The sequence below is a fragment of the Pseudomonas sp. P1.31 genome, from assembly GCF_001269815.1.
GTDB lineage: Bacteria > Pseudomonadota > Gammaproteobacteria > Pseudomonadales > Pseudomonadaceae > Aquipseudomonas > Aquipseudomonas rustica.
Genome location: NZ_LHVN01000039.1, coordinates 22503 through 47284, shown reverse-complemented (window position 1 = coordinate 47284; position 24782 = coordinate 22503). Strand labels below are relative to the sequence as shown.

Below are 24782 nucleotides of genomic sequence, written 5' to 3'. Positions count from 1 at the left end.
TCAGTCGCTTACCACTTGTAAGTGGCGCTGGCGACGACGCTGCGTTGATCGCCGTAGTAGCAGTAGAAGCTGTCGCAGGTGGAAATGTAGTCCTTGTCGAACAGGTTGGTCGCATTCAGTGCCAGCGACGCGCCTTTGAGGCTGTTGTCGAGACGGCCGAGGTCGTAATGCACGCTCGCGTCGAACACGGTATAGGCATCCGCCTTGCCCAGCCAAGTGTTGCCTTTGTCGCCGTAGGTGTTGCCGGTGTAACGCACGCCAGCACCCACGCCGAAACCGTCGAGCACGCCGGTGTGCCAGGTGTAGTCAGTCCACAGCGAGGCTTGCTGGTTCGGCATCAGTTGCAGACGGTTGCCCTTGTCGACGCCTTTCTGCACTTCGGACTTGGCCAGGGTGTAGGCGGCGATGACCTTGAGGTTATCGGTCACGTCCGAAACGGCTTCCAGTTCCAGGCCTTTGACTTTCACTTCGCCGGTCTGGCTGGTGATCGAAACGCCATTGACGTTGGTGTTTACGGAAACGTTTTTCTGGGTCAGGTCATACACCGCAGCGGTCAGCAGGGTTTTGCTGCCCGGTGGCTGGTACTTGATGCCCAGTTCCCACTGCTTGCCTTCGGTTGGCTTGAGCGAATCGGTGGACGTCGCGTCGGCACCAGCGGTTGGCTGGAAGGACTCGGCGTACGACAGATACGGTACGAAGCCCGAATCGAAGACATAGCTGATTGCCGCGTTGCCGCTGAAGTTTTTGTCGCGCTGCGTGTTGGTGGCATCGCCCTTGTTGATGAACTGGGTGCTGGTGTGTACCCAGTCTTCACGGCCACCGAGGGTCAGGCGCCACTGGTCGAGAGCCATTTGATCCTGCACGTACAGGCCGGTCTGGTAGGTCTTCTGGTCGTAGTCATAAAACGCGGTAGAGCGCGGTGGACGTACGATCGGTTGCCCGTAGATCGGATTGACGACGTTGGTGGTCAAGCCATCGCCGAAAATCGAGGTGTAATTGGTGTTGCTGCGCTGGTGATCCAAGCCCAGCAGCAGGGTGTGGCGGATATCGCCGGTAGCGAAGTCAGCCTGGAAATTGTTGTCCACGGCGAACTGGCTGATGTCCTCATCGACTACCGTGGAAGTGCGACCGACGTTGCCTTGATCATCCACCATCGTGAACGGATAAGAGCCTGGAGTCAGCGCCTGGAATGCCAGATCGGACTTGGTGTAACGCAAGTTCTGCTTGAACTGCCACACATCGTTCAGACGATGTTCAAAGGCATAACCCAGCGCGTAGTAAGTGCGGTCGTAATATTCCCAATCCGGATCGCCAAGGTTCTTGTGGTGAGAAACGTCACCGAACGGCATGTCGATCTTGGTGCCCTGAATCGGCAGGAACTGGCTGGTGATGCCGGTATCGTCGCGGGTGAACTGGGTCAGCAGGGTGAACTTGGTATCGTCGTCGATGTTCCAGGTCACGCTCGGCGCGATGTTGTAACGCTTGTTGTCGACGTGGTCGATTTGGGTGCCACTGTCGCGCACGACGCCGCTGAGACTGTAGAGAAACTGACCAGCCTCATCGATCTTGCCGGTGCTGGCGAAGTTGATCTGGCGATGGTTGTCGCTGCCGTATTGCAGCTGAATTTCGCTGCTGGCTTCGGCACTTGGACGGCGGCTGACCATGTCCAGCAAGCCGCCCGGAGGCGTCTGGCCGTAAACCGAAGACGCCGGGCCGCGCAGCAGGGCGAGGCGGTCGAGGTTCCAGGTTTCCTGTTTCGGGTTGGCGTACACGCCTTTTGGCAGCGGCAAGCCGTCGAGGAACTGGGTCGGTTCAAAACCGCGTACACGCAACCAGTCGGCGCGCGTGTCACTGCCGAAACTGCTGGCGGTGATGCCCGGCATGTAGCGCACGGCGTCGTCGAGGCTGTGCACGCTGCGGTCGTCCATTTGCTGACGGGTCGCCACCGAGATCGAGCGCGGCGCTTCAACCAGCGCGGTGTCGGTCTTGGTGCCGGCGGCGGTGCGGGTGGCGGTGTAGCCTTCGACCGGGCTCCACGCGGTTTCCAGATTTTCTACGCCGATGATCGCGGTTTCCGGCAGGGCCATCACGCCTTCAGGCACGGCAACCAGGCTGTAGGTGCCGGAAGTGCTTTGTTCCAGTTGCAGACCGGTGCCGCTCAAGGCTGCACGCAGCGCGCCGGCCGCGTCGTACTGACCTTTGACCGGTGCCGAGGTCTTGCCCGCTGCCAGCGACGGGTTCAGCGACAGCGCGAGGCCGCCCTGGCTGGCGATCTGGTTCAGGGTCGTCGACAGAGGCGCCGCCGGCAGGTTGTAAGCGCGAACGCTGGACGCTTGTTCAGCGGCGAGCAACGGGCTGCTGATCAGCGGGGTGCTGAGGGCAATGGCGACGGCCAGCAGACTGGGGCGCAACAAGGTGTCTAGCGAACGGGACATACGGCGGCTCCTGAATGGAAATATTTCTCAATTGCCTGCTTGCCGGATGAAAATCAAAAAGTGATAGGGCTGGATGAAAATAATTTCGATTTGCGGGAAATAGTGCTGCTGATATTCGAGGTAGACCTGTTTTTTGGGCTATGGCTGGCGGCCCATTCGCGAGCAAGCCCGCTCCCACAGGGGGAATGCATTGCAAATGTGGGAGGGGGCTTGCTCCCGAAAGCGGTCACTCGGACACCACATTATTCAGGCTTGGTATCAGCCTTCGCGACCGTCACCCAATAAGGCGTGTGCTGCTCAATCTGCACCGGCAACGTCGGCAGCAGCGCGCTCAAGGCCTTATCGGTGTCATGCAGCGGAAAGCTGCCAGTAATGCGCAAATCCGCCACTTCCGGCGCCACACCCAGATGCCCGCGACGATAACGCCCAAGCTCATGCACCAGATCGCCCAGCCGTGCGTTGTCGACCACCAACATGCCGCGCGTCCAGGCATCGGCGCCGGGGTTGAGGGCGACAATCGCGTCGAGCCCGTCACTGCGCATGAACACCTGCTGGCCTTCGTGCAGGATCTGCTCTTGCGGATTCGATTGCGGGTGAGCCGCGACAGCCGACTGCAACACGCTCAGACGCGTGCCTTCGTCTTCTCGCTTGACCAAAAACCGCGTGCCCAACGCACGCATGCTGCCTTCACGGGTTTCGACGATGAAGGGCCGCGCGTCGCCGTGACCGGTTTCCACGAGGATTTCACCTTCCTGCAGAACGATCAGTCGGCGCTTGTCATCGAATCGCACGTCCACCGCACTGTGGGTATTGAGGTTGAGCACGGTGCCATCGGACAGCCGCACGATGCGCTGTTCACCGGTGGCGGTGCGCTGATCGGCGAGCCAGTAATCCAGCGGCAGATAACGTTCGCCAGCAAACAACGCCACGCCGACAACCACCACAACGCTCGCCAGACCACTGCCCAACTTGCGCACTCGGCGACGGATGCTTTCCCGGGATTGCAGCAGAGCGCTGCGGGCCGGGCCTTTGGCCACGCTGAAACGCTGATCAAGCATGCCCAACTGGCGCCAGGCCCGGGCGTGTTCTTCATTGGCCGCGTGCCATTTGGCGAATTCTTCGCGCTCCAGCGGACTGCTGGAGTCGAGGGTCAACTGCCAGGCAATCGCCGCGTCCAGCACGTGGGCCTGAACCGGTCTGGAACTGGCCGGGCTCACGTCGGCTCACCGTACAGGGCGATGTAGCACTGACGAATACCTTGCGCGAGGTACTGGCGCACACGCGGCACCGAAACGCCGAGCTTCTCGGCAATCTCGGCATGCCCGAGGCCGTCGAGGCGGTTATAAAGGAAGGCGGCACGAGCCTTGGTCGACAGTTTGCCGAGCAAGCGGTCGATGGCCTTGAGGTCTTCGAGGATCAGTTGCTGTTCTTCCACCGACGGTTGTTCGCCTTCGGGGATCAGCATCAGTTCGGTGAGGTAGGCCTGTTCCAGCGCGGCGCGGCGGAAGTAATCGAACAGCAGGCCTTTGGCAATCGCCACCAGAAAGGCGCGCGGTTCGCGGGGTGTCAGCAACTCATCACGACCGAGCAGGCGTACGAAGGTGTCCTGACTCAGATCTTCGGCCCGTTGCGGACAGGCCACATTGCGTCGCAGCCACGTCAATAGCCAACCGCGATGGTCGCGATACATCGCACCAACGAGTTCACTGTGAGGGCTTTGGGCTGCAGGCACCGAATATCACCGATTGGGAAATATTAACTAACGCGAATTGTTCGCGATTCTCGCAGAGGTGGGAATGGTTAGCAATTGGCCACTGGTCAGATGGCACGTTTGGATAACCCCGTAGGAGCTGCCGAAGGCTGCGATCTTTTGATCTTGTTTTTGAAGATCAAGGTCAAAAGATCGCAGCCTTCGGCAGCTCCTACAGGGAGCGTCTTTCGGCGCAGAACCTGTGGGAGCGGGCTTGCTCGCGAAGAGGCCAGAGCGGGTGCTGAAAATCTAAAAGGAAGGCGCCTGCTGCCGGCGCTTCCACTGACTCAACCGCTGCTGAAGGTTTAGCGGACTATGAATCTGCTGCCCCCGCGCCCGGCTAAACAGAATCAACGCCAACTCCGCCGTCGCTAACGCATCGGCGCTCGCGTTATGCCGTTCAAACACTTCCAGCCGAAACCACTCGATCCACTCATCCAGCCCCGCCTCGCGGATCTGCGCTTGCGGACACACCAGCGGCGCAATATCGGCGACATCCACAAACACCTGCTGCAACTTGTGCCCCAGATGCTCCTTCACCGCACGCCCGAGCATGTGCTGATCAAACGGCGCATGAAACGCCAGCACCGGGCTGTCGCCAATAAACTCCAGCAATTCCAGCAACGCCTCAGCCGGCTCACTACCGGCAGCAATCGCATTCGGCCCCAGCCCATGAATCAACACACTGGGGCTGAGCTTCAACTCCCGGCACTGTAAGGTGCGTTCAAATTGCTGACTGAAGTCGATCGCGCCGTCCTCGATCACCACCGCACCAATCGACAGCACGCGATCCTTGTTCAGGTTGAGTCCGGTGGTTTCCAGATCCAGCACCACCCAACGTTGTTCGCGCAGGGTGCATTCGCGCAGCTCAGTGATAGCCGGCAGCTTCGCCAGTCGCTGCTGAAAATCCGCCGGCACCACCGGACTCGCCGGGCGCAGCCACGAAAACAGGCTCATAGCTGATACCGTAAGGTCAGGCTGCTTTGCAGGCGTTGCGCCTGCCGCAAGGATTCGCGGAGGATGCGCCGGTCGAGATGATTGAGGCTGTCGGGATCGACGCGGTTGGAGTACGGCAAATTCTCGCGCGTCTGCAACTGATGCTGTTGCATGCGCGTTTGCTGAATGAAGTGATACGCCTCTTCATACGCCGCGCCGTCCAGCCGTTCGATGACTTCCTTGTCGACCAGTTGCCGGAAACGTTCGAGGGTGTTGTTGGCGTCGATACCGTTGGCCAACGCCAGCAATCGCGCGCCATCCACAAACGGCGTCAGCCCCTGAACCTTCAAGTCCAGCGTGGCTTTCTCGCCGTTCTTGCGCGCCAGTACAAACTCGCGGAAGCGCCCCACCGGCGGACGATTGCGCAGGGCGTTCTCGGCCATCATGCGCTGGAACAAACGGTTGTCACCGACCTGATCAAGAATGCCCCGGCGCAGTTGTTCGCAGCCTATTTCATCGCCCCAGACCACGCGCAGATCGAAATAAATACTCGACCCCAACAGGTTCTCCGGCGTCGCCTCGCGAATAAACGCCGCAAAGCGCCGCGCCCATTCCGCCCGCGACAAACACAGCTCGGGGTTGCCGGCCATGATGTTGCCTTTGCACAGGGTGAAGCCGCATTGCGCCAGACTCTGGTTGATCTGCTGGGCAATCGGCAACAGCTTGCCGCGAATCTCAGCGGCGTGCGCAGCATCGCGAGCGTCGAACAAAATGCCGTTGTCCTGATCGGTGTGCAGCGTTTGCTCGCGGCGGCCTTCGCTGCCGAAACACAGCCAACTGAAGGGCACGCCGGGGTCGCCTTTTTCGGCGAGGGTCAGCTCGATCACCCGGCATACGGTGTGGTCGTTGAGCAGGGTGATGATGTGGGTGATCTGCGTCGACGAGGCGCCGTGGGCGAGCATGCGTTCGACCAGTTGGCCGATCTCGCCGCGCAGGGTGACCAATTGTTCGACCCGCTGCGCGCTGCGAATCGTCCGCGCCAGATGCACCAGATCGACCCGTTGCAGAGAAAACAGATCGCGCTCGGAAACCACGCCGCACAAGCGCTGATCCTTGACCAGACAAACGTGGGCGATGTGCCGTTCGGTCATGGCAATCGCCGCATCGAACGCACTGTGATCCGGTGAAAGATAGAAGGGCGCGCGGGTCATGTGGCGTTCGATGGCTTCGCTGAAATCACCGACGCCTTCGGCCACCACATGGCGCAAGTCGCGCAGGGTGAAAATCCCCAGCGGTGCTTTGTTTTCGTCTACGGCGACGATGCTGCCGACCTGTTGCTCGTGCATCAGCTTCACCGCTTCGCGCAGCGGCGTGTCCGGGCTGCACGTCACCGGGTGACGCATTGCCAGTTCGCCCAGTCGGGTGTTCAGCGAGTACTGCGTGCCGAGGGTTTCCACGGCTTTCTGCTGCACTTGCTGATTGACCTGATCAAGCAGGCTGCTGACCCCGCGCAAGGCGAAATCACGGAAGGCGTTGGAGAGGGCGAACAGTTTGATGAACGCCAGTTTGTTCAGTTGCAGGCAGAAGGTATCCTCGCCGGCCAAATGCTCGGTGCGCGTCGCGCGTTCGCCGAGCAGGGCGGCCAGCGGAAAACACTCGCCGGTGGTGATTTCAAACGTGGTCTCTGTGCCGGGTTTGGTGATGTGCTGGCGTTCGCCGACCACCCGGCCCTGCTTGACGATATGGAAGTGTTCAACCGGGCCGTCAGTGGGTTTGATGATGCTCTCGCCCTGAGCGTAAAACCGCAGCTGACATTGCTCCACCAGATAAGCGAGGTGGGCGTGTTCCATCTGATTGAAGGGCGGGAAGCGCTGGAGGAATTGCAGGGTGCCCTGAATGTTCTGCAATACCGCGGTTTTCCCTGCCTGGGTGAAGGCGTCCGCTTTACTCATAACCATTACCGCAGTCTTTTTCGAATTGTTGTTGTCGGATCGTTATGGCCATGGTCGGCCCCTACGGACAGGGTGCCCATTGGACGTAAGTCTAGGTTTTGCCACCATTGGCGAAGTTTCGGAGATGCCCTACGCAAACAGTCGGAAATTCCCTCGGTTACCCCCTTGGAAAAAAATCCGACGAAGTGCACATTGAAGCTCTGCCCAGCGCTGTCTGACCACTTGCCAAGGGATTGATTTGAATACTTAGAGAACGCCATGTCCGACCACGATATTTTGAGCGACGCCGAGCGAGAAGCGCTCAGCGCAGTGATGCTCGAACCCGACCTGCCGCCGCAGCGTGTGCTGATCGTCGATGACGACAAAGACGCCCGGGAGCTGTTGTCGGAGATTCTCGCGTTGGACGGCATTCGCTGCATGACCGCGGCGAGTGGTGAGACGGCGTTGAAGATGCTCGCTGAAAAGCCTTCGATTGGCCTGGTGATTACCGATCTGCGCATGGGCAATGTCGATGGGCTGGACTTGATTCGGCAGGTGCGCGAGTCGGTGCGGGCGGCGATGCCGATCATCATTGTCTCGGGCGATGCCGATGTGAAGGATGCGATTGCGGCGATGCATTTGAGCGTGGTGGATTTTCTGCTCAAGCCGATTGATACGACGCAGTTGCTGGCGCTGGTGAAGCGCGAGTTGGGGATTGAGCCTTGACGTATTAAAGATCAAAAGATCGCAGCCTTCGGCAGCTCCTACACGAAATCTCTGTAGGAGCTGCCGAAGGCTGCGATCTTTTGATTCTGCGTCCAATAAAAAAGCCCTGATCAAAAGATCAGGGCTTTTTCACTTCTACGCGAATTTACAGGTCGTTAGCCGCCTTGAACTCGCGACGACGACGGTGCAGAACCGGCTCGGTGTAACCGTTCGGCTGCTTGGTGCCTTCGACCACCAGTTCGACCGCCGCCTGGAAGGCGATGTTGCTGTCGAAGTTCGGGGCCAGCGGACGGTACAGCGGGTCATTGGCGTTTTGACGATCTACCACCGGCGCCATGCGCTTGAGGCTTTCCATCACTTGCGCTTCGGTGACCACGCCGTGGCGCAGCCAATTGGCGATGTGCTGGCTGGAGATACGCAGCGTGGCACGGTCTTCCATCAGGCCGACGTCATTGATGTCCGGCACTTTCGAGCAACCCACACCCTGGTCGATCCAGCGCACCACGTAACCAAGAATGCCCTGGGAATTGTTGTCCAGTTCGTTCTTGATCTGCTCTGGCGTCCAGTTCGGGTTGACCGCCAGCGGGATGGTCAGGATGTCGTCGACCGACGCGCGAGCACGTTTGGCCAGTTCGGCCTGACGGGCGAACACGTCAACCTTGTGGTAGTGCAGCGCGTGCAGTGCAGCGGCAGTCGGCGATGGCACCCAAGCGGTGTTGGCGCCAGCCAATGGGTGCGCGATTTTCTGCTCAAGCATCGCGGCCATCAGATCCGGCATCGCCCACATGCCTTTACCGATTTGCGCACGACCTTGCAGGCCGGTGCTCAGACCGATATCGACGTTCCAGTTTTCGTAAGCGCCGATCCACTTCTCAGCCTTCATGTCGGCCTTGCGCACAACCGGGCCGGCTTCCATGGAGGTGTGGATTTCGTCGCCGGTGCGGTCGAGGAAACCGGTGTTGATGAACACCACGCGCTCGCTGGCCGCCTGGATACAGGCCTTGAGGTTGACCGTGGTGCGGCGCTCCTCGTCCATGATCCCGACTTTCAGGGTGTTGCGCTTCAGGCCCAGCACGTCTTCGATGCGACCGAACAGCTCGTTGGTGAACGCCGCTTCTTCCGGGCCGTGCATCTTCGGTTTAACGATGTAGACCGAGCCGGTGCGAGTGTTGCGCCGCGAGGTGTTGCCGTTGAGGTTGTGCATCGCCGCGAGGCAAGTGACCAGACCGTCGAGAATGCCTTCCGGCACTTCGTTACCGTCTTTGTCGAGGATCGCGTCGATGGTCATCAGGTGACCAACGTTACGCACGAACAACAGCGAACGACCGTGCAGCGTCACTTCACCGCCATTTGGCGCGGCGTAGGTGCGATCCGGGTTCATGGTGCGGGTGAAGGTCTGGCCGCCCTTGGACACGGATTCCGACAGGTCGCCCTTCATCAGGCCGAGCCAGTTGCGGTAGATCACCACTTTGTCGTCAGCATCGACGGCGGCCACGGAGTCTTCGCAGTCCATGATGGTGGTCAGCGCCGCTTCCATCAGGATGTCTTTGACGCCGGCCGGGTCGGTCTGGCCAACCGGGGTAGTAGCGTCGACCTGGATTTCGAAATGCAGACCGTTGTGTTTCAGCAGGATCGCGATTGGCGCGTTGGCGTCGCCCTGGAAACCGATCAGTTGTGCATCGTCGCGCAGGCCACTGTTGCTGCCGCCCTTGAGGGTGACCACCAGTTTGCCGTCGGCGATTTTGTAGCCGGTCGAATCGACGTGGGAGCCAGCCGCCAATGGCGCGGCTTCGTCGAGGAACGCGCGGGCGAAGGCGATGACTTTGTCGCCACGCACCTTGTTGTAGCCTTTGCCTTTTTCCGCGCCACCTTCTTCGCTGATCGCGTCGGTGCCGTAGAGGGCGTCATACAGCGAACCCCAGCGGGCGTTCGAAGCATTGAGAGCAAAGCGAGCGTTCATCACCGGCACAACGAGTTGCGGGCCGGCGGTACGGGCGATTTCATCATCGACGTTTTGCGTCGTTGCCTGGAAATCAGCCGCTTCTGGCAGCAGATAACCGATTTCTTGCAGGAAGGCTTTGTAGGCCACGGCGTCGTGCGCCTGACCGTTGCGTTCCTGATGCCAGGCGTCAATACGAGCCTGGAAGTCATCGCGTTTGGCGAGTAGGGCTTTGTTCTTCGGCGCCAGGTCATGAATGACCTTGTCGGCACCTTCCCAGAATTTTTCGGCGGTGAGGCCGGTACCGGGAATGGCTTCGTTGTTCACGAAGTCGAACAGGACTTTGGCGACCTGCAGGCCACCGACTTGAACGTGTTCAGTCATTGCTTGCCTCACTCTGCTCAGCTATTTCGCTTTTCAGCTCTTCAATTTTGACAATGAAGCCTCTGGGCCATTTAAACCACAAACCTGCCGACCAGTACATGCCATTGCTGGCGGCTGGGCTGGAACCAATCAACGGCTTGGGGCCTTGCTGACGGGGCTTTCAGGGTTGCGAACAGGCTTCGGGCAGACATCGGTTCAGCGTTATGTAGTGCGCGCTGCGGCATACTACATGATGAGTTGCGCTTGTGAAAATCAGACTAATTACGTCGTTCTGCGACCTCATGTCGCATTGCGGTCACATCGCGGAACGGGATGTTCTCAAAAAACCATTGGATTGTTCCAGCTAAATATCAAAAGTTGTACACATAAATACTATTTGGCTGCTATGGCATCTGTCACATAGGTATTGGTGGTGGGGTCAATTGTGGCGAGGGGATTTATCCCCGTTGGGTGGCGAAGCCGCCCCCAGCGTTCTTGGCAGGTAAACCGAGTTGGCAGGATTTACGACTGCTGCGCAGCCGGACGGGGATAAATCCCCTCGCCACAGGTTCATGCCCAAACCCAAACCCAAACCCAAACCCAAACCCAGTTTTCCAGCAAGGCAGGTCGGGTCAGGCTGAATCAACGCCCTTGCCTATACTTCCCCTTCTATAACAACAGTCATGACAAGAGGGCGGCGCCATGGATCATCTCGTACTCACCGTTTTCGCCCCGGACAAGCCCGGGCAGGTCGAGCGCATTGCCCAATGCATTGCCGAGCACGGCGGTAACTGGCTGGAAAGTCGCATGTCGCGGATGGCCGGGCAGTTCGCCGGGATTTTGCGGGTGGGCGTGCCGGCAGAGGCTTACGACGAATTGGTCGATGCCCTACAAGCATTGTCGACTCACGGCATTCGCGTGTTGATCGCTGAAAGCGGTATCGAACAATCCTGCACCTGGAAACCGATCGCCATGGAACTGGTGGGTAACGACCGCCCGGGGATTGTGCGCGACATCACCCGTTTGCTGAGCGAGCAGGGCGTGAACCTCGAACGGCTGGTGACCGAAGTACGACCGGCGCCGATGAGCAGCGAGCCGCTGTTCCACGCCGAAGCGATTCTCGCCGTGCCGTTAACTTTGTCACTCGACGTGTTGCAGTCACGCCTGGAAACCCTGGCTGATGATCTGATGGTCGAACTGGTGTTACGCACAGACCTTTAAACGCCAATCAGGTTATCCAGTTTTAACGTGCACCTGCCTGTGGATAACCTGTAGAGACTGCGCGCAAAGCCACGCCCGCCGTGGCTTTGCTGGAGTTGATCAAAAAACCGCCAGCATTCAGTGACTTGCACACAAACGGCGGGGATCACGCTGTGGATAACCTTGGGACGGAACGTTGCAGGCCACGAGAACAGTGGCCTGCGGAGGTTTGTGTGTTTTTTGATCAGCTGCGACGACGCAAACTTATCCACGCATCGACGCTGTACACCGCCAGACCGGCCCAAATAAACATGAACGCGACCAGCGTGCTGGACGACAAGTGCTCGCCAAACAGCAGCACCGCTTGCAGCAGCACCAGCGTCGGCGCGAGGTATTGCAGGAAGCCCAGCGTGGTGTAGGGCAAATGCCGCGCGGCTGCGTTAAAACACACCAGCGGCACCAGCGTCACCGGGCCGGCGGCGACTAGCCACCAGGCTTGCGAGGTTGTCCAGAATTCAGGTTGCGCGCTGGTCGCGGTCTGGTTGAACAGCAGCCAGGCGATGGCAATCGGCACCAGCATCCAGGTTTCCACCACCAGACCCGGCAACGCCTTGACTGGCGCCTGTTTGCGAATCAGCCCATAAAAACCGAAGGTCAGCGCCAGCACCAGCGATACCCACGGCAGACTGCCGACCTGCCAGACCTGCTGCGCCACACCCACCGCGGCCAGCCCAACCGCAATCCACTGCATCCGCCGCAGTCGTTCGCCGAGAATCATCATCCCCAGCAACACATTCACCAACGGGTTGATGTAGTAACCGAGGCTCGCTTCCAGCATGCGTCCGTTGTTCACCGACCACACATACGTCAGCCAGTTGGCCGCGATCAGCGTGCCGCTCAAGGCCAGAATCGCCAGACGTTTGGGATTGTCGAGCAACTCGCGCAGCCAGCCCGGGTGTTTCCACACCATCAGCAGCAACGCGCCGAACAGCGCCGACCACAGCACCCGATGGATGATGATCTCGACTGCCGGTACTTCGGCGATGGCTTTGAAATAGATCGGGAACAGGCCCCAAATGATGTAGGCCGTGAGGCCCAGAATGTACCCGCGACGCGGGTTGGCAGCTTGCATGCAGAATCCTTGCTTAGGCAGCTAACAAAGGAGGGGATTGTAAGGAGGTTTGCCAGCGAATGCCGTAGCTGATTGGTCAGGAATGTGTGAACGAAGGATTGAGCCTCCACCGGGGAGGCTGAATAAAAGCGATCAGATATTATCCGGCGTCCGCGCTTTCTCCCGCGCATGCTCGCGGCTGATCAAGCCTTTGCTCACCAGATCTTTCAGGCACATGTCGAGGGTCTGCATGCCCAGCGAGCCACCGGTCTGAATCGCCGAATACATCTGCGCGACTTTGTCTTCGCGGATCAGATTACGGATCGCTGAGGTACCGAGCATGATCTCGTGCGCCGCGACCCGGCCGCCGCCGATCTTCTTGATCAGCGTCTGTGAGACCACCGCCAGCAACGACTCCGAGAGCATCGAGCGCACCATTGATTTCTCGTCACCGGGGAACACGTCCACCACTCGGTCGATGGTTTTCGCCGCCGACGTGGTGTGCAGGGTGCCGAACACCAGATGCCCGGTTTCAGCAGCGGTGAGCGCCAGGCGAATGGTTTCCAGGTCGCGCATCTCACCGACGAGAATCACGTCCGGGTCTTCCCTTAACGCTGAGCGTAATGCCGTGGCGAAACTGCGCGTATCGCGGTGGACTTCGCGCTGATTGATCAAACATTTGCGCGATTCGTGAACGAATTCGATCGGGTCTTCGATGGTCAGGATGTGGTGATGGCGATGGCTGTTGAGGTAATCGATCATCGCCGCCAGCGTGGTCGACTTGCCCGAGCCGGTCGGCCCGGTGACCAGCACCAGCCCGCGCGGGGCATCGGTGATCTTGCGGAAAACATCGCCCATGGCGAGGTCGTCCATGCTCAGCACTTTCGACGGAATGGTACGGAATACGGCGCCGGCGCCGCGGTTCTGGTTGAACGCATTGACCCGAAAGCGCGCCACGCCGGGGACTTCGAAGGAAAAGTCGGTTTCCAGATGTTTCTCGAAGTCGACCCGCTGGGTGTCGTTCATGATGTCGTAGATCAGTTCGTGCACTTGCTTGTGATCCAGCGGCGGCAGATTGATCCGCCGCACATCGCCGTCGACGCGGATCATCGGCGGCAGACCGGCCGACAGGTGCAGGTCGGACGCGCCTTGTTTGGCGCTGAAGGCCAGCAGTTCAGTGATATCCATAGCGTTCCTCAATTCCAGTAGAATGCCGCGAACCTTCAGACCGCTGGCGCCTCTTGATGTCCACGATAGCAGACAACATTTCCCACGTTGGTTCGCGCATCCAGACCGCGACCCAAGCCGCACACCGTCCTGAAAACAGCGTCCAGTTGCTCGCCGTGAGCAAGACCAAACCCGCCGAGGCCCTGCGCGAAGCGTATGCCGCCGGCCTGCGCGACTTTGGTGAGAACTATCTGCAGGAAGCCTTGAGCAAACAGCTCGAACTGGCCGACCTGCCCTTGATCTGGCACTTCATCGGCCCCATTCAATCGAACAAGACTCGCGCGATTGCCGAGCATTTCGACTGGGTGCACTCCGTGGATCGCCTGAAAATCGCTCAACGTCTGTCCGAACAGCGCCCGGCCGAGTTGCCGCCGCTGAACATCTGCATTCAGGTCAACGTCAGCGGTGAGATCAGTAAATCCGGCTGCACGCCTGACGATCTGCCGGCATTGGCCGCGGCCATCAGCGCATTGCCGCGCCTGAAACTGCGCGGTTTGATGGCGATTCCCGAGCCGACCGACGACCGCGCCGAGCAAGACGCGGCCTTCGCCGCCGTGCAGAAATTGCAGGCGAGCCTCGATTTTCCGCTCGACACACTTTCCATGGGCATGAGCCACGACCTTGAGTCGGCCATCGCCCAAGGCGCCACTTGGGTGCGTATCGGTACGGCCCTGTTTGGCGCCCGCGACTATTCCCAATCTTGAACGTTTGCAGATAAGGACCACACATGAGCAACACACGTATTGCGTTTATCGGTGCGGGCAACATGGCGGCCAGTTTGATCGGCGGCCTGCGCGCCAAAGGTCTGGAAGCTGCACACATCCGTGCCAGCGATCCGGGCGAAGAAACCCGCGCCAGGGTCAGCGCTGAGCACGGCATCGAAACGTTTGCCGACAACGCTCAAGCCATCGACGGCGTCGACGTGATCGTGCTGGCGGTCAAGCCGCAAGCCATGAAAACCGTGTGCGAAGCGATTCGCCCGAGCCTGAAACCGAATCAACTGGTGGTGTCGATTGCCGCCGGCATCACCTGCGCGAGCATGACCGCTTGGCTCGGCGAGCAGCCGATCGTGCGTTGCATGCCGAACACCCCGGCGTTGCTGCGTCAGGGCGTCAGCGGTTTGTTTGCGACCAGCGAAGTGACTGGCGAGCAGCGTCAGCAGGCTGAAGAGCTGCTGTCCGCCGTCGGCATCGCGCTGTGGCTGAACGAAGAACAGCAACTGGATGCGGTGACGGCAGTGTCCGGCTCCGGCCCGGCGTACTTCTTCCTGCTGATCGAAGCGATGACCGCTGCCGGCGTCAAACTCGGTCTGCCGAAGGAAGTTGCTGAACAACTGACGCTGCAAACCGCTTTGGGCGCCGCGCACATGGCCGTCGCAAGCGATGTCGACGCCGCCGAACTGCGTCGCCGGGTGACTTCGCCAAATGGCACCACAGAAGCTGCCATCAAATCTTTCCAGGCCAATGGCTTCGAAGCCCTGGTCGAAACCGCACTCGGCGCCGCCGCGCACCGCTCGGCCGAAATGGCCGAACAACTGGGCAAATAAGGAGCCTTACATGATTGGATTGAACACTGCAGCGGTTTACGTGCTGCAAACCCTCGGCAGTCTGTACCTGCTGATCGTGCTGCTGCGTTTCGTGCTGCAACTGGTGCGGGCGAATTTCTACAACCCGCTGTGCCAGTTCATCGTCAAAGCGACCCAGCCTCTGCTCAAACCCCTGCGCCGGATCATTCCGAGCGTGTTCGGTCTGGACATGTCCTCGCTGGTATTGGCAATTCTGGTGCAACTGGCGCTGATGGCGCTGACCCTGCTGCTGACGTACGGCACCACTGGCAACCCGCTGCAACTGTTTATCTGGTCGCTGATCGGCGTGACCGCGCTGTTCCTGAAGATTTTCTTCTTCGCCCTGATCATCAGCGTGATTCTGTCGTGGGTTGCGCCGGGCAGCCACAATCCGGGTGCTGAGCTGGTTAATCAGATCTGCGAGCCGGCATTGGCGCCGTTCCGCAAAATCCTGCCAAACCTTGGCGGTCTGGATCTGTCGCCGATCTTCGCCTTCCTCGCGCTGAAGCTGATCGACATGCTGGTGATCAACAATCTGGCGGCGATGACGATGATGCCGGAAATCCTCCGTCTGCTGATGTGAGCTGGTTTCGATGGGACGGTGACGACTTGATCCTCGAGTGTCACCTGCAACCGGCAGCCCGCAGCGATGATTTCGCCGGGCTGCACGGCGATCGCCTGAAGATTCGCCTGACCGCGCCGCCGGTCGAGGGCAAGGCCAATGCTTATCTGATGGGCTTTCTGGCCAAGGCGTTTGGGGTTTCGAAGAGTCAGGTGAGTTTGCTCAGCGGTGAGTTGAACCGGCAGAAGCGAGTGAAGATTTGCTCGCCGAAGAAGTTGCCGGATTTGCCCGGACTAGTGCGCCCCTGATCTCCTGTGGCGAGGGGATTTATCCCCGCTCGGCTGCGCAGCAGTCGTAAAACCTGCCAACCCGGTTTGGCTGATAGAACGCAGGGGGCGGCTTCGCCACCCAACGGGGATAAATCCCCTCGCCACAGGGGGCGCGTTCGATGAATGAATGAGGCCCGATCGTTGCTTGCCGCTAACCCCCCCGGTCTTTAGACTTACGCCTCATTTCAACGAGAGCAGGGTCGATGCCAACTGCCTTTCCCCCCGATTCTGTTGGTCTGGTGACGCCGCAAACCGCGCACTTCAGCGAACCGCTGGCCTTGGCCTGTGGCCGGTCGCTGGCCGCCTATGACCTGATCTACGAAACCTACGGCACGCTGAACGCGCAAGCGAGCAACGCCGTACTGATTTGCCACGCCTTGTCCGGCCACCACCACGCCGCTGGCTATCACAGCGTCGACGACCGTAAACCCGGTTGGTGGGACAGCTGCATCGGCCCCGGCAAACCGATCGACACCAATAAATTCTTCGTGGTCAGCCTGAACAACCTCGGCGGCTGCAACGGCTCCACCGGCCCGAGCAGCATCAACCCGGAGACCGGCAAACCGTTCGGTGCCGACTTCCCGGTGCTCACCGTGGAAGATTGGGTGCACAGCCAGGCGCGTCTCGCTGACCTGCTCGGCATCGGCCAGTGGGCGGCGGTGATTGGCGGCAGCCTCGGCGGCATGCAGGCGCTGCAATGGACGATCACCTATCCGGATCGCGTGCGTCACTGCCTGGCCATCGCCTCGGCACCGAAGCTGTCGGCGCAGAACATCGCCTTCAACGAAGTCGCGCGTCAGGCGATCCTCACGGATCCGGAATTCCACGGCGGTTCGTTCCAGGAAGCGGGCGTGATCCCCAAGCGCGGCTTGATGCTGGCGCGCATGGTCGGGCACATCACGTACCTGTCCGACGATTCGATGGGCGAGAAATTCGGCCGTGGCCTGAAGAGCGAGAAGCTCAATTACGACTTCCACAGTGTCGAGTTTCAGGTCGAAAGCTACCTGCGTTATCAGGGCGAAGAGTTCTCCGGACGCTTCGACGCCAACACTTATCTGTTGATGACCAAGGCGCTGGATTACTTCGATCCGGCGGCGAACTTCGACGATGATCTGGCGAAAACCTTCGAAAACGCCACGGCCAAATTTTGCGTGATGTCGTTCACCACCGACTGGCGCTTCTCCCCGGCGCGTTCGCGTGAGCTGGTGGATGCGCTGATGGCGGCGCGCAAAGACGTCAGCTATCTGGAAATCGACGCGCCGCAGGGCCACGACGCTTTCCTGATTCCGATCCCGCGCTACTTGCAGGCGTTCGGCAATTACATGAACCGCATCACGTTGTGAGAAAGCCATGAGAGCTGATCTGGAAATCATCCAGGAATGGATCCCCGCCGGCAGCCGCGTCCTCGACCTCGGTTGCGGTGACGGCGAACTGCTGACCTGGCTGCGCGACAACAAGAACGTCACCGGTTATGGCCTGGAAAACGACGCCGACAACATCGCCCAATGCGTGGCCAAAGGCGTCAACGTCATCGAGCAGGATCTGGACAAGGGCCTGGGCAACTTCGCCAGCAACAGTTTCGACATCGTCGTCATGACCCAGGCCCTGCAAGCCGTGCACTACCCGGACAAGATCCTCGACGAAATGCTGCGGGTCGGTCGTCAGTGCATCATCACCTTCCCGAACTTCGGCCACTGGCGCTGCCGCTGGTATCTGGCGAGCAAGGGGCGCATGCCGGTTTCGGAATTTCTGCCGTACACCTGGTACAACACGCCGAACATTCACTTCTGCACCTTCGAAGACTTTGAGGCACTTTGCCGCGAACGTGACGCGAAGGTCATTGATCGGCTTGCCGTGGATCAACAGCACCGTCACGGGTGGGCCAGTAAGCTATGGCCTAATCTATTAGGTGAGATTGGTATCTACCGCGTCAGCAGTCCGGTGCTTGCCGACCACAAGGTCGCGGTCTGAGCCACGCCATTTCGAGGAGCACGATCATGGGTCGTTTAGCGTTGTTGTTATTGACTGCCTGCCTGAGCGCCAGCGCTCTGGCGGCCGACGTCATCAAAGGCGAGCGTCAGGAAACCTTTGGCGACGTGACGGTGCACTACAACACTTTCAACTCGACGTACCTGCAACCGGACATCGCCAAGGCCGCGGAGCTGATCCGTAGCAAGAATCAAGGCGTGATCAATGTCTCGGTGATCAAGGACGGCAAACCGCTGATCGCCAGCGTCACCGGCACAGTCAAAGACCTGACCAGCAAGAGCGTGCCGCTGAATTTCCGTCAGGTCACCGAACAGGGCGCGGTGTACTACATCGCCCAATACCCGGTGGAACAACAGGAAACCCGCACCTTTGAAATCAAGGTGCAGAACGGCGACAAGATCAACACCATCAATTTCAACCAAGAACTTTTTCCCGGCGAATAATGAACATCAAGCAGCTCGTACTGGCCAGCCATAACGCCGGCAAACTCAAAGAACTTCAGGCCATGCTCGGCGAATCGGTGCAACTGCGCTCGATTGGCGAGTGGAGCAAGGTCGAGCCGGAAGAAACCGGTCTGTCGTTCGTCGAGAACGCGATCCTCAAGGCACGCAACGCCGCACGCATTTCCGGGCTGCCGGCGCTGGCCGACGATTCCGGTCTGGCAGTGGATTTCCTTGGCGGTGCGCCGGGCATCTATTCGGCGCGTTATGCCGACGGTAAGGGCGATGCGGCGAACAACGCCAAACTGCTCGACGCCTTGAAGGACGTGCCGGAAGCCGAGCGTGGTGCGCAGTTCGTGTGCGTGCTGGCGTTGGTGCGTCATGCCGATGATCCGTTGCCGATCCTCTGCGAAGGCCTGTGGCACGGGCGCATTCTGACCGCTGCCAGCGGCGAACACGGTTTCGGTTATGACCCGCTGTTCTGGGTGCCGGAACGCGACGTGTCCAGTGCCGAACTGAGCCCGGCCGACAAGAACCAGATCAGCCACCGCGCCCGTGCAATGGATCTGCTGCGCCAGCGTCTGGGCTTGAAATGACCCGTGACTCTTCTGCGTCGTCGCTGATCATCGGCGGCGCCGCTTCTTCGCCTCGGGCGCCGCTGCCAACGCTGCCGCCCTTGTCGCTGTACATCCACATCCCGTGGTGTGTGCGCAAATGCCCGTATTGCGATTTCAACTCGCACACCGCCAGCCCGGTGTTGCCGGAGCAGGAATACGTCGACGCCTTGCTGGCCGATCTCGATCAGGATCTGCACGCGGTTTATGGCCGAGAGCTGACGTCGATCTTCTTCGGTGGCGGTACGCCAAGTCTGTTCAGCGCTGAAGCGCTTGGGCGTTTGCTCGAAGGCGTCGAGCAGCGCATTCCGTTTGCCGACGACATCGAAATTACTCTGGAAGCCAATCCGGGCACGTTCGAGCAAGAGAAGTTTGTCGCCTACCGCAAGCTGGGGATCAATCGTCTGTCGATCGGTATCCAGAGCTTCCAGCAGGAAAAACTCAAGGCGCTGGGTCGGATTCACAACGGTGACGAAGCGGTGCGCGCGGCGGGTATGGCGCGGCAGGCTGGCTTCGATAACTTCAACCTCGATTTGATGCACGGTTTGCCCGATCAGTCGCTGGACGATGCCTTGAGCGATCTGCGCCAGGCCATCGAGCTGAATCCGACGCACATCTCCTGGTATCAACTGACGCTGGAGCCGAACACGGTGTTCTGGAATCAGCCGCCGGTGCTGCCGGAAGACGACACGCTGTGGGACATCCAAGAAGCCGGACAGGCGCTGTTGGCCGAGCACGGTTACGCGCAATACGAAGTCTCGGCTTATGCACAGGCCGGGCGACCGGCGCGGCATAACCTCAATTACTGGAGTTTTGGCGACTTCATCGGCATCGGTGCGGGCGCGCATGGCAAGTTGAGTCATCCGGACGGGCGCATCGTGCGGACGTGGAAGACGCGGTTGCCGAAGGACTATCTGAACCCGGCGAAAAACTTTCAGGCTGGCGAGAAATCGCTGAGCAATGATGAGCTGCCCTTCGACTTTTTGATGAACGCGTTGCGCCTGACTGATGGCGTGGAATCGCGGCTCTATCCGGAGCGCACCGGGCTGTCGCTCGATAGTCTCGCCGAGGCCCGGGCAGATGCAGAACAAAGCGGTCTGTTGCAGGTCGAACCGTCACGTCTGGCGGCCACCGAGCGCGGACAATTGTTCCTCAACGATTTGCTGCAGAAATTTCTGAGCTGAGCCCAACGCCCAACGGCAGCCCTAAGGAAAAACCATGGATTTGATACTCGACCTGCTCGCCACCGTCTCCCGCTGGAGCCGCAGCAACCTCTCGGAAATCGCCCTGGCGCTGGTCGGCTGCCTGCTGGTGCTGTTCGGCGCTGACTTCAAAGGCTGGGTCGAGCAACGTCTGGGCAGCATCGCCGGCGCTTTGCGCGTACCGCTGATGGCGCTGCTGTGCGTGATCGGCAGCGGCGCGGCGCTGATCTACGCGACACCGTGGGTGATCAAAGGCTTGAGCCAGTTCAACAACTACAGCCTGGCGCCAGTGCTGTTGGTAGTCCTCGTCCTCATCGGCGTAGTCGCCGACCGCCGCTGATCTTTCGGCCGCTTTTGATCGTTCCCACGCAGAGCGTGGGAACGATCATCGCGTGATGCTTAGGACTGTTTTTCGAACTTCAGGTCCCACACGCCGTGGCCAAGACGTTCGCCGCGGCGTTCGAACTTGGTGATCGGGCGTTCGGCCGGGCGGGGTACGCACTTGCCGTCTTCGGCGAGGTTGCGGTAACCCGGCGCGACGTTCATCACTTCCAGCATGTATTCAGCGTACGGTTCCCAGTCGGTGGCCATGTGCAGAATGCCGCCGACCTTCAACTTGCTACGTACCAGTTCAGCGAACGAGGCCTGAACGATACGACGCTTGTGGTGGCGGCTCTTGTGCCACGGATCCGGGAAGAACAGCATCAGGCGATCGAGGCTGTTGTCGGCGATGCAGCGGTTGAGCACTTCGATCGCGTCGCAATCGTAGACCCGCAGGTTGGTCAGGCCTTGGGTCAGCACGCCATTGAGCAGCGCGCCGACACCCGGACGGTGAACTTCAACACCGATGAAATCCTGATCCGGTGCCGCTGCAGCCATTTCCAGCAGCGATTGGCCCATGCCGAAACCGATCTCCAGCGAGCGCGGCGCCGAACGGCCGAACACTTGATCGTAATCCACCGGCGCGTCGGCCAGCGGCAGCACGAACAGCGGGGTGCCTTGATCCAGACCTTTTTGCTGGCCTTCGGTCATGCGCCCGGCACGCATCACGAAGCTCTTGATGCGGCGGTGTTGGCGCTCGTCGCCTTCTTCCGGCTGGATAGGCGTGTCGTTCGATTCAGTCATCAATGGCTCTTACTTGATCAGACCATCCAGCGGCGAAGAGGCGCTGGCATAGAGTTTTTTCGGCATACGGCCAGCGAGATAGGCCAGACGGCCTGCAACGATGGCGTGTTTCATGGCTTCAGCCATCATCACCGGTTGCTGGGCATGGGCGATGGCCGAGTTCATCAGCACCGCATCGCAACCCAGTTCCATGGCGATGGTTGCGTCGGACGCAGTGCCGACACCGGCATCGACCAACACAGGGATCTTGGCTTCTTCGAGGATGATCTGCAGGTTGTACGGGTTGCAGATCCCCAGACCGGAACCGATCAGACCGGCCAGCGGCATCACCGCGATGCAGCCGATTTCTGCCAGTTGCCGGGCGATGATCGGGTCATCGCTGGTGTAAACCATCACGTCGAAACCTTCCTTGACCAGCGTTTCGGCGGCCTTGAGGGTTTCGATGACGTTAGGGAACAGAGTCTTCTGGTCAGCCAGGACTTCCAGCTTCACCAGGTTGTGGCCGTCGAGCAACTCACGGGCCAGGCGGCAGGTGCGCACGGCTTCGATGGCGTCGTAGCAACCGGCGGTGTTCGGCAGGAAGGTGTAGCGCTCCGGCGACAACACGTCGAGCAGGTTCGGCTCGCCTTCGATCTGACCGAGGTTGGTGCGGCGCACGGCGAAGGTGACGATCTCGGCACCCGAGGCTTCGATGGCCTGACGGGTTTCTTCCATGTCACGGTACTTGCCGGTACCAACCAGCAAACGCGACTGGTAAGTACGACCGGCCAGCACAAAAGGCTTGTCGCTACGAACGATGCTCATGGGGAATCCTCTTTAGGAGTGAGGGTCTTGCAGAATTCTGTGCCCTTGCGGGCCGCCCGCTTAGCCGCCGCCGATGGCGTGCACGACTTCGACGTTGTCACCGTCGTTGAGCGTGGTGTCGGCATGCTGGCTGCGCGGGACGATATCCAGATTGAGTTCAACTGCCACCCGGCGTCCGGTCAGTTCCAGACGGGTGATCAGGGCCGCAACGGTTTCACCGTCGGGCAGTTCAAGGGATTCGCCGTTCAACTGAATGCGCATGCGCAATGCCGCCATCATTTTTAGGGGCTGGCATTCTAGCCCGATCATGACCTAAAGGTCAGCACCAAGCGTCAAGCGGTCAGTTGCAAGCGCCACGCGGCGAGGCCCAGGCACAGCCAGCCAATAAGGAAGGCCAGGCCGCCGAACGGGGTGATGATGCCGAGTTTGCTGATGCCGGTGGTGGTCAGCACGTACAGGCTGCCGGAGAACAGCAGAATGCCGACAGTGAAGGACACGCCGGCCCAGGCGACCAGTCGGCCCTGAATCTGCGTGGCCAGTAGCGCAACGCCGAACAACGCCAGGGTGTGCACCAATTGATAGGTGACGCCGGTGTGGAAAATCGCCAGATATTCCGGCGTCAGGCGGTTTTTCAGGCCGTGGGCGGCGAATGCGCCCAGCGCGACACCGGTGAAACCAAAGAAAGCGGCCAGCAGCAGAAAGCCACGCAACATGAAGAACTCCAGTCAGACTCGATCGGCAGGGTCTGTATAATGGCCCGCTCCACGGGTTCGGCCAAGCCATCTCTATGCTGCGTACAATTTTCCGTCGTCTTACGAAGGCCCTGCTCTGGTTCGCGGGCGGTAGCATTGTGCTGGTGCTGATCTTTCGTTTCGTACCGCCGCCGGGCACGGCGCTGATGGTCGAGCGCAAGGTCGAGTCGTGGGTCGACGGCGAGCCGATTGATCTGCAACGCACGTGGAAGCCGTGGGACGAGATCTCCGACGACCTCAAAGTCGCGGTCATGGCCGGCGAAGATCAGAAATTCCCAGAGCACTGGGGTTTTGATTTCAGCGCAATTCAGGCCGCACTCGCGCACAACGAACTCGGCGGCTCGATTCGTGGCGCCAGCACCTTGAGCCAGCAAGTGTCGAAAAACCTGTTTCTGTGGGCAGGGCGCAGTTATCTGCGCAAAGGCCTCGAAGCCTGGTTCACCGCGTTGATCGAGGTGTTCTGGCCCAAGCAGCGGATTCTTGAGGTGTACCTGAACAGCGTCGAGTGGGATGACGGTGTGTTCGGCGCCGAAGCTGCCGCCCGTCATCATTTCGGTGTCAGTGCCAAGTCCTTGTCGCGCCAGCAGGCGAGTTATCTGGCGGCGGTGTTGCCGAATCCACGCGTGTGGAGCGCCAGCCATCCGACCGCTTACGTGTCGCGCCGCGCCGGCTGGATTCGCCAGCAGATGAGCCAGTTGGGTGGCGACAGCTATCTGCTGGGTCTCAACGATTCGCGCCGGGCACCGTGGGCGCGCTGATCCTTTCCTAAATCAGAACAACTTCAGCGGCTCTTCATTAAGGGCCGACAGTTGTTCGCGTAACGCCAACACCTGATCGCCCCAATAACGCTCGGTGCCGAACCACGGGAAACTGTGCGGGAACGCCGGGTCATCCCAGCGTCGTGCCAGCCACGCGCTGTAGTGCATCAGACGCAAGGCGCGCAGCGGTTCGATCAGCGCCAGTTCGCGCGGGTCGAAATCGTGAAACTCGTTGTAGCCATCCATCAATTCCGATAACTGCCCGAGGCATTCCTGACGGTCGCCGGCGAGCATCATCCAGATGTCCTGCACCGCCGGGCCCATGCGGCAGTCGTCGAGGTCGACGATGTGGAACATCTCGTCGCGGCACATCATGTTGCCGGGGTGGCAATCGCCGTGCATGCGGATGTTCTGGTGCGGCGTCGCGGCGTAGACATCCTCGACACGCTTGAGCAGATCGCGGGCCACCGACTCATAAGCCGGCAGCAAACTTTTCGGAATGAAATTGCCTTCGAGCAAAGTGTTCAGCGAGGCGTGGCCGAAGTTCTGTACGCCCAGCGCTTCACGGTGTTCGAACGGCTTGGTCGCGCCGACCGCGTGAATCCGCCCGAGCAACTGGCCGAGGCGATACAGCTGATCAAGATTGCCCGGCTCCGGCGCCCGGCCGCCACGACGCGGAAACAGGGTGAAGCGGAAACCGGCGTGTTCGTGCAGGGTTTCGCCGTTGTGGATCATGGGTGCAACCACCGGGATGTCGACGTCGGCCAGCTCGAAGGTGAATTTGTGTTCTTCGAGGATGGCTTCGTTGGTCCAGCGTTGCGGGCGGTAGAACTTGGCGATCAGCGGTTCGGAGTCTTCGATGCCGACCTGATAGACGCGGTTCTCGTAGCTGTTGAGCGCCAGAATGCGCGCATCACTGAGGAAGCCGATGCTTTCAACGGCATCGAGCACGAGATCGGGTGTGAGGGTTTCAAACGGGTGGGCCATGCTGACTCCTGCGCGCAGCAGGCTGCCGCGTCCGGCCC

At 60.1% G+C, this 24782-nt stretch carries 26 protein-coding genes; 13 read left to right on the top strand and 13 right to left on the bottom strand.

Annotation, left to right across the window (positions count from 1 at the left end):
- Window positions 1-8: 8 nt before the first annotated feature.
- The 5 genes from AD669_RS24895 to AD669_RS24875 all read right to left on the bottom strand — a co-directional run bounded on the left by AD669_RS24895 (window position 9) and on the right by AD669_RS24875 (window position 7073).
- Window positions 9-2435: a TonB-dependent siderophore receptor gene (locus AD669_RS24895; RefSeq protein WP_053124511.1), complete on the bottom strand. Its 2427-nt coding sequence runs from the start codon at window positions 2433-2435 to the stop codon at window positions 9-11.
- Window positions 2436-2677: 242 nt separating this feature from the next.
- Window positions 2678-3652 (bottom strand): FecR domain-containing protein, encoded by a 975-nt coding sequence (locus AD669_RS24890; RefSeq protein ID WP_053124509.1) that lies wholly within the window; start codon window positions 3650-3652, stop codon window positions 2678-2680.
- On the bottom strand, window positions 3649-4125 hold the full coding sequence (locus AD669_RS24885; RefSeq protein ID WP_218959295.1) for an RNA polymerase sigma factor: 477 nt from the start codon (window positions 4123-4125) through the stop codon (window positions 3649-3651). The genes AD669_RS24890 and AD669_RS24885 overlap by 4 nt, the downstream gene beginning before the upstream one ends.
- A gap of 309 nt (window positions 4126-4434) precedes the next feature.
- On the bottom strand, window positions 4435-5142 hold the full coding sequence (locus AD669_RS24880) for a PolC-type DNA polymerase III (RefSeq protein ID WP_053124506.1): 708 nt from the start codon (window positions 5140-5142) through the stop codon (window positions 4435-4437).
- Window positions 5139-7073 carry a DUF294 nucleotidyltransferase-like domain-containing protein gene (locus AD669_RS24875; protein WP_305728907.1) on the bottom strand — a complete coding sequence of 645 codons (1935 nt, stop codon included), beginning with the start codon at window positions 7071-7073 and terminating at the stop codon, window positions 5139-5141. The genes AD669_RS24880 and AD669_RS24875 overlap by 4 nt, the downstream gene beginning before the upstream one ends.
- 258 nt (window positions 7074-7331) lie before the next feature.
- On the opposite strand from AD669_RS24875, the gene AD669_RS24870 reads away from it, so the two are divergent.
- The gene (locus AD669_RS24870) at window positions 7332-7778 is read left to right on the top strand and encodes a response regulator (protein ID WP_053124502.1); all 447 of its coding nucleotides are present in this window, start codon (window positions 7332-7334) and stop codon (window positions 7776-7778) included.
- Between the two features lie 145 nt (window positions 7779-7923).
- Here AD669_RS24870 and AD669_RS24865 read toward each other — a convergent pair whose 3' ends face one another.
- Entirely contained in the window at window positions 7924-10101 is a 2178-nt protein-coding gene (locus AD669_RS24865) for a malate synthase G (RefSeq protein ID WP_053124500.1), read from the bottom strand.
- Window positions 10102-10782: 681 nt separating this feature from the next.
- On the opposite strand from AD669_RS24865, the gene AD669_RS24860 reads away from it, so the two are divergent.
- Complete coding sequence (locus AD669_RS24860) at window positions 10783-11301, top strand: glycine cleavage system protein R (protein WP_053124497.1); 519 nt, start codon at window positions 10783-10785, stop codon at window positions 11299-11301.
- Between the two features lie 223 nt (window positions 11302-11524).
- Here AD669_RS24860 and rarD read toward each other — a convergent pair whose 3' ends face one another.
- Both rarD and AD669_RS24850 read right to left on the bottom strand, forming a co-directional pair.
- Window positions 11525-12412, bottom strand: coding sequence for an EamA family transporter RarD (gene rarD / locus AD669_RS24855; RefSeq protein WP_053124495.1), 888 nt, complete (start codon window positions 12410-12412; stop codon window positions 11525-11527).
- 132 nt (window positions 12413-12544) lie between these two features.
- Window positions 12545-13579, bottom strand: a complete 1035-nt coding sequence (locus AD669_RS24850) for a type IV pilus twitching motility protein PilT (protein WP_053124493.1) — start codon at window positions 13577-13579, stop codon at window positions 12545-12547.
- A 56-nt stretch (window positions 13580-13635) separates the two neighbouring features.
- On the opposite strand from AD669_RS24850, the gene AD669_RS24845 reads away from it, so the two are divergent.
- The 10 genes from AD669_RS24845 to AD669_RS24800 all read left to right on the top strand — a co-directional run bounded on the left by AD669_RS24845 (window position 13636) and on the right by AD669_RS24800 (window position 20658).
- Window positions 13636-14322, top strand: a complete 687-nt coding sequence (locus AD669_RS24845) for a YggS family pyridoxal phosphate-dependent enzyme (protein WP_053124491.1) — start codon at window positions 13636-13638, stop codon at window positions 14320-14322.
- A 23-nt stretch (window positions 14323-14345) separates the two neighbouring features.
- Complete coding sequence (gene proC / locus AD669_RS24840; protein ID WP_053124489.1) at window positions 14346-15164, top strand: pyrroline-5-carboxylate reductase; 819 nt, start codon at window positions 14346-14348, stop codon at window positions 15162-15164.
- Window positions 15165-15174: 10 nt separating this feature from the next.
- Window positions 15175-15765: a YggT family protein gene (locus AD669_RS24835; protein ID WP_053124487.1), complete on the top strand. Its 591-nt coding sequence runs from the start codon at window positions 15175-15177 to the stop codon at window positions 15763-15765.
- Window positions 15762-16052 carry a DUF167 domain-containing protein gene (locus AD669_RS24830; RefSeq protein WP_008083790.1) on the top strand — a complete coding sequence of 97 codons (291 nt, stop codon included), beginning with the start codon at window positions 15762-15764 and terminating at the stop codon, window positions 16050-16052. Before AD669_RS24835 ends, AD669_RS24830 begins: the two co-directional genes overlap by 4 nt.
- A gap of 224 nt (window positions 16053-16276) precedes the next feature.
- On the top strand, window positions 16277-17416 hold the full coding sequence (locus AD669_RS24825; protein ID WP_053124485.1) for a homoserine O-acetyltransferase: 1140 nt from the start codon (window positions 16277-16279) through the stop codon (window positions 17414-17416).
- Window positions 17417-17423: 7 nt separating this feature from the next.
- Complete coding sequence (metW, locus tag AD669_RS24820) at window positions 17424-18044, top strand: methionine biosynthesis protein MetW (protein ID WP_053124483.1); 621 nt, start codon at window positions 17424-17426, stop codon at window positions 18042-18044.
- A 26-nt stretch (window positions 18045-18070) separates the two neighbouring features.
- Window positions 18071-18505 carry a DUF4426 domain-containing protein gene (locus AD669_RS24815; RefSeq protein WP_053124482.1) on the top strand — a complete coding sequence of 145 codons (435 nt, stop codon included), beginning with the start codon at window positions 18071-18073 and terminating at the stop codon, window positions 18503-18505.
- The gene (rdgB, locus tag AD669_RS24810; RefSeq protein WP_218959280.1) at window positions 18505-19098 is read left to right on the top strand and encodes an RdgB/HAM1 family non-canonical purine NTP pyrophosphatase; all 594 of its coding nucleotides are present in this window, start codon (window positions 18505-18507) and stop codon (window positions 19096-19098) included. Before AD669_RS24815 ends, rdgB begins: the two co-directional genes overlap by 1 nt.
- Entirely contained in the window at window positions 19095-20300 is a 1206-nt protein-coding gene (gene hemW, locus AD669_RS24805; protein WP_053124480.1) for a radical SAM family heme chaperone HemW, read from the top strand. The genes rdgB and hemW overlap by 4 nt, the downstream gene beginning before the upstream one ends.
- Before the next feature lie 34 nt (window positions 20301-20334).
- On the top strand, window positions 20335-20658 hold the full coding sequence (locus tag AD669_RS24800) for a DUF3392 domain-containing protein (protein WP_007913629.1): 324 nt from the start codon (window positions 20335-20337) through the stop codon (window positions 20656-20658).
- A 59-nt stretch (window positions 20659-20717) separates the two neighbouring features.
- On the opposite strand, the gene trmB is transcribed toward AD669_RS24800, so the two are convergent.
- From trmB to AD669_RS24780, 4 genes are all read right to left on the bottom strand, one after another.
- Window positions 20718-21443: a tRNA (guanosine(46)-N7)-methyltransferase TrmB gene (trmB, locus tag AD669_RS24795; protein WP_053124478.1), complete on the bottom strand. Its 726-nt coding sequence runs from the start codon at window positions 21441-21443 to the stop codon at window positions 20718-20720.
- A 9-nt stretch (window positions 21444-21452) separates the two neighbouring features.
- Window positions 21453-22247 carry a thiazole synthase gene (locus AD669_RS24790; protein WP_007913621.1) on the bottom strand — a complete coding sequence of 265 codons (795 nt, stop codon included), beginning with the start codon at window positions 22245-22247 and terminating at the stop codon, window positions 21453-21455.
- A gap of 60 nt (window positions 22248-22307) precedes the next feature.
- Entirely contained in the window at window positions 22308-22508 is a 201-nt protein-coding gene (gene thiS, locus AD669_RS24785; RefSeq protein ID WP_122604433.1) for a sulfur carrier protein ThiS, read from the bottom strand.
- 71 nt (window positions 22509-22579) lie between these two features.
- The gene (locus AD669_RS24780) at window positions 22580-22960 is read right to left on the bottom strand and encodes a DUF423 domain-containing protein (RefSeq protein WP_053124477.1); all 381 of its coding nucleotides are present in this window, start codon (window positions 22958-22960) and stop codon (window positions 22580-22582) included.
- A 74-nt stretch (window positions 22961-23034) separates the two neighbouring features.
- Between AD669_RS24780 and mtgA the strand changes: the two genes are divergently transcribed.
- Window positions 23035-23757, top strand: a complete 723-nt coding sequence (mtgA, locus tag AD669_RS24775; RefSeq protein WP_008083830.1) for a monofunctional biosynthetic peptidoglycan transglycosylase — start codon at window positions 23035-23037, stop codon at window positions 23755-23757.
- 12 nt (window positions 23758-23769) lie between these two features.
- On the opposite strand, the gene AD669_RS24770 is transcribed toward mtgA, so the two are convergent.
- Window positions 23770-24744 (bottom strand): serine/threonine protein kinase, encoded by a 975-nt coding sequence (locus AD669_RS24770; RefSeq protein ID WP_053124475.1) that lies wholly within the window; start codon window positions 24742-24744, stop codon window positions 23770-23772.
- Window positions 24745-24782 lie beyond the last annotated feature (38 nt).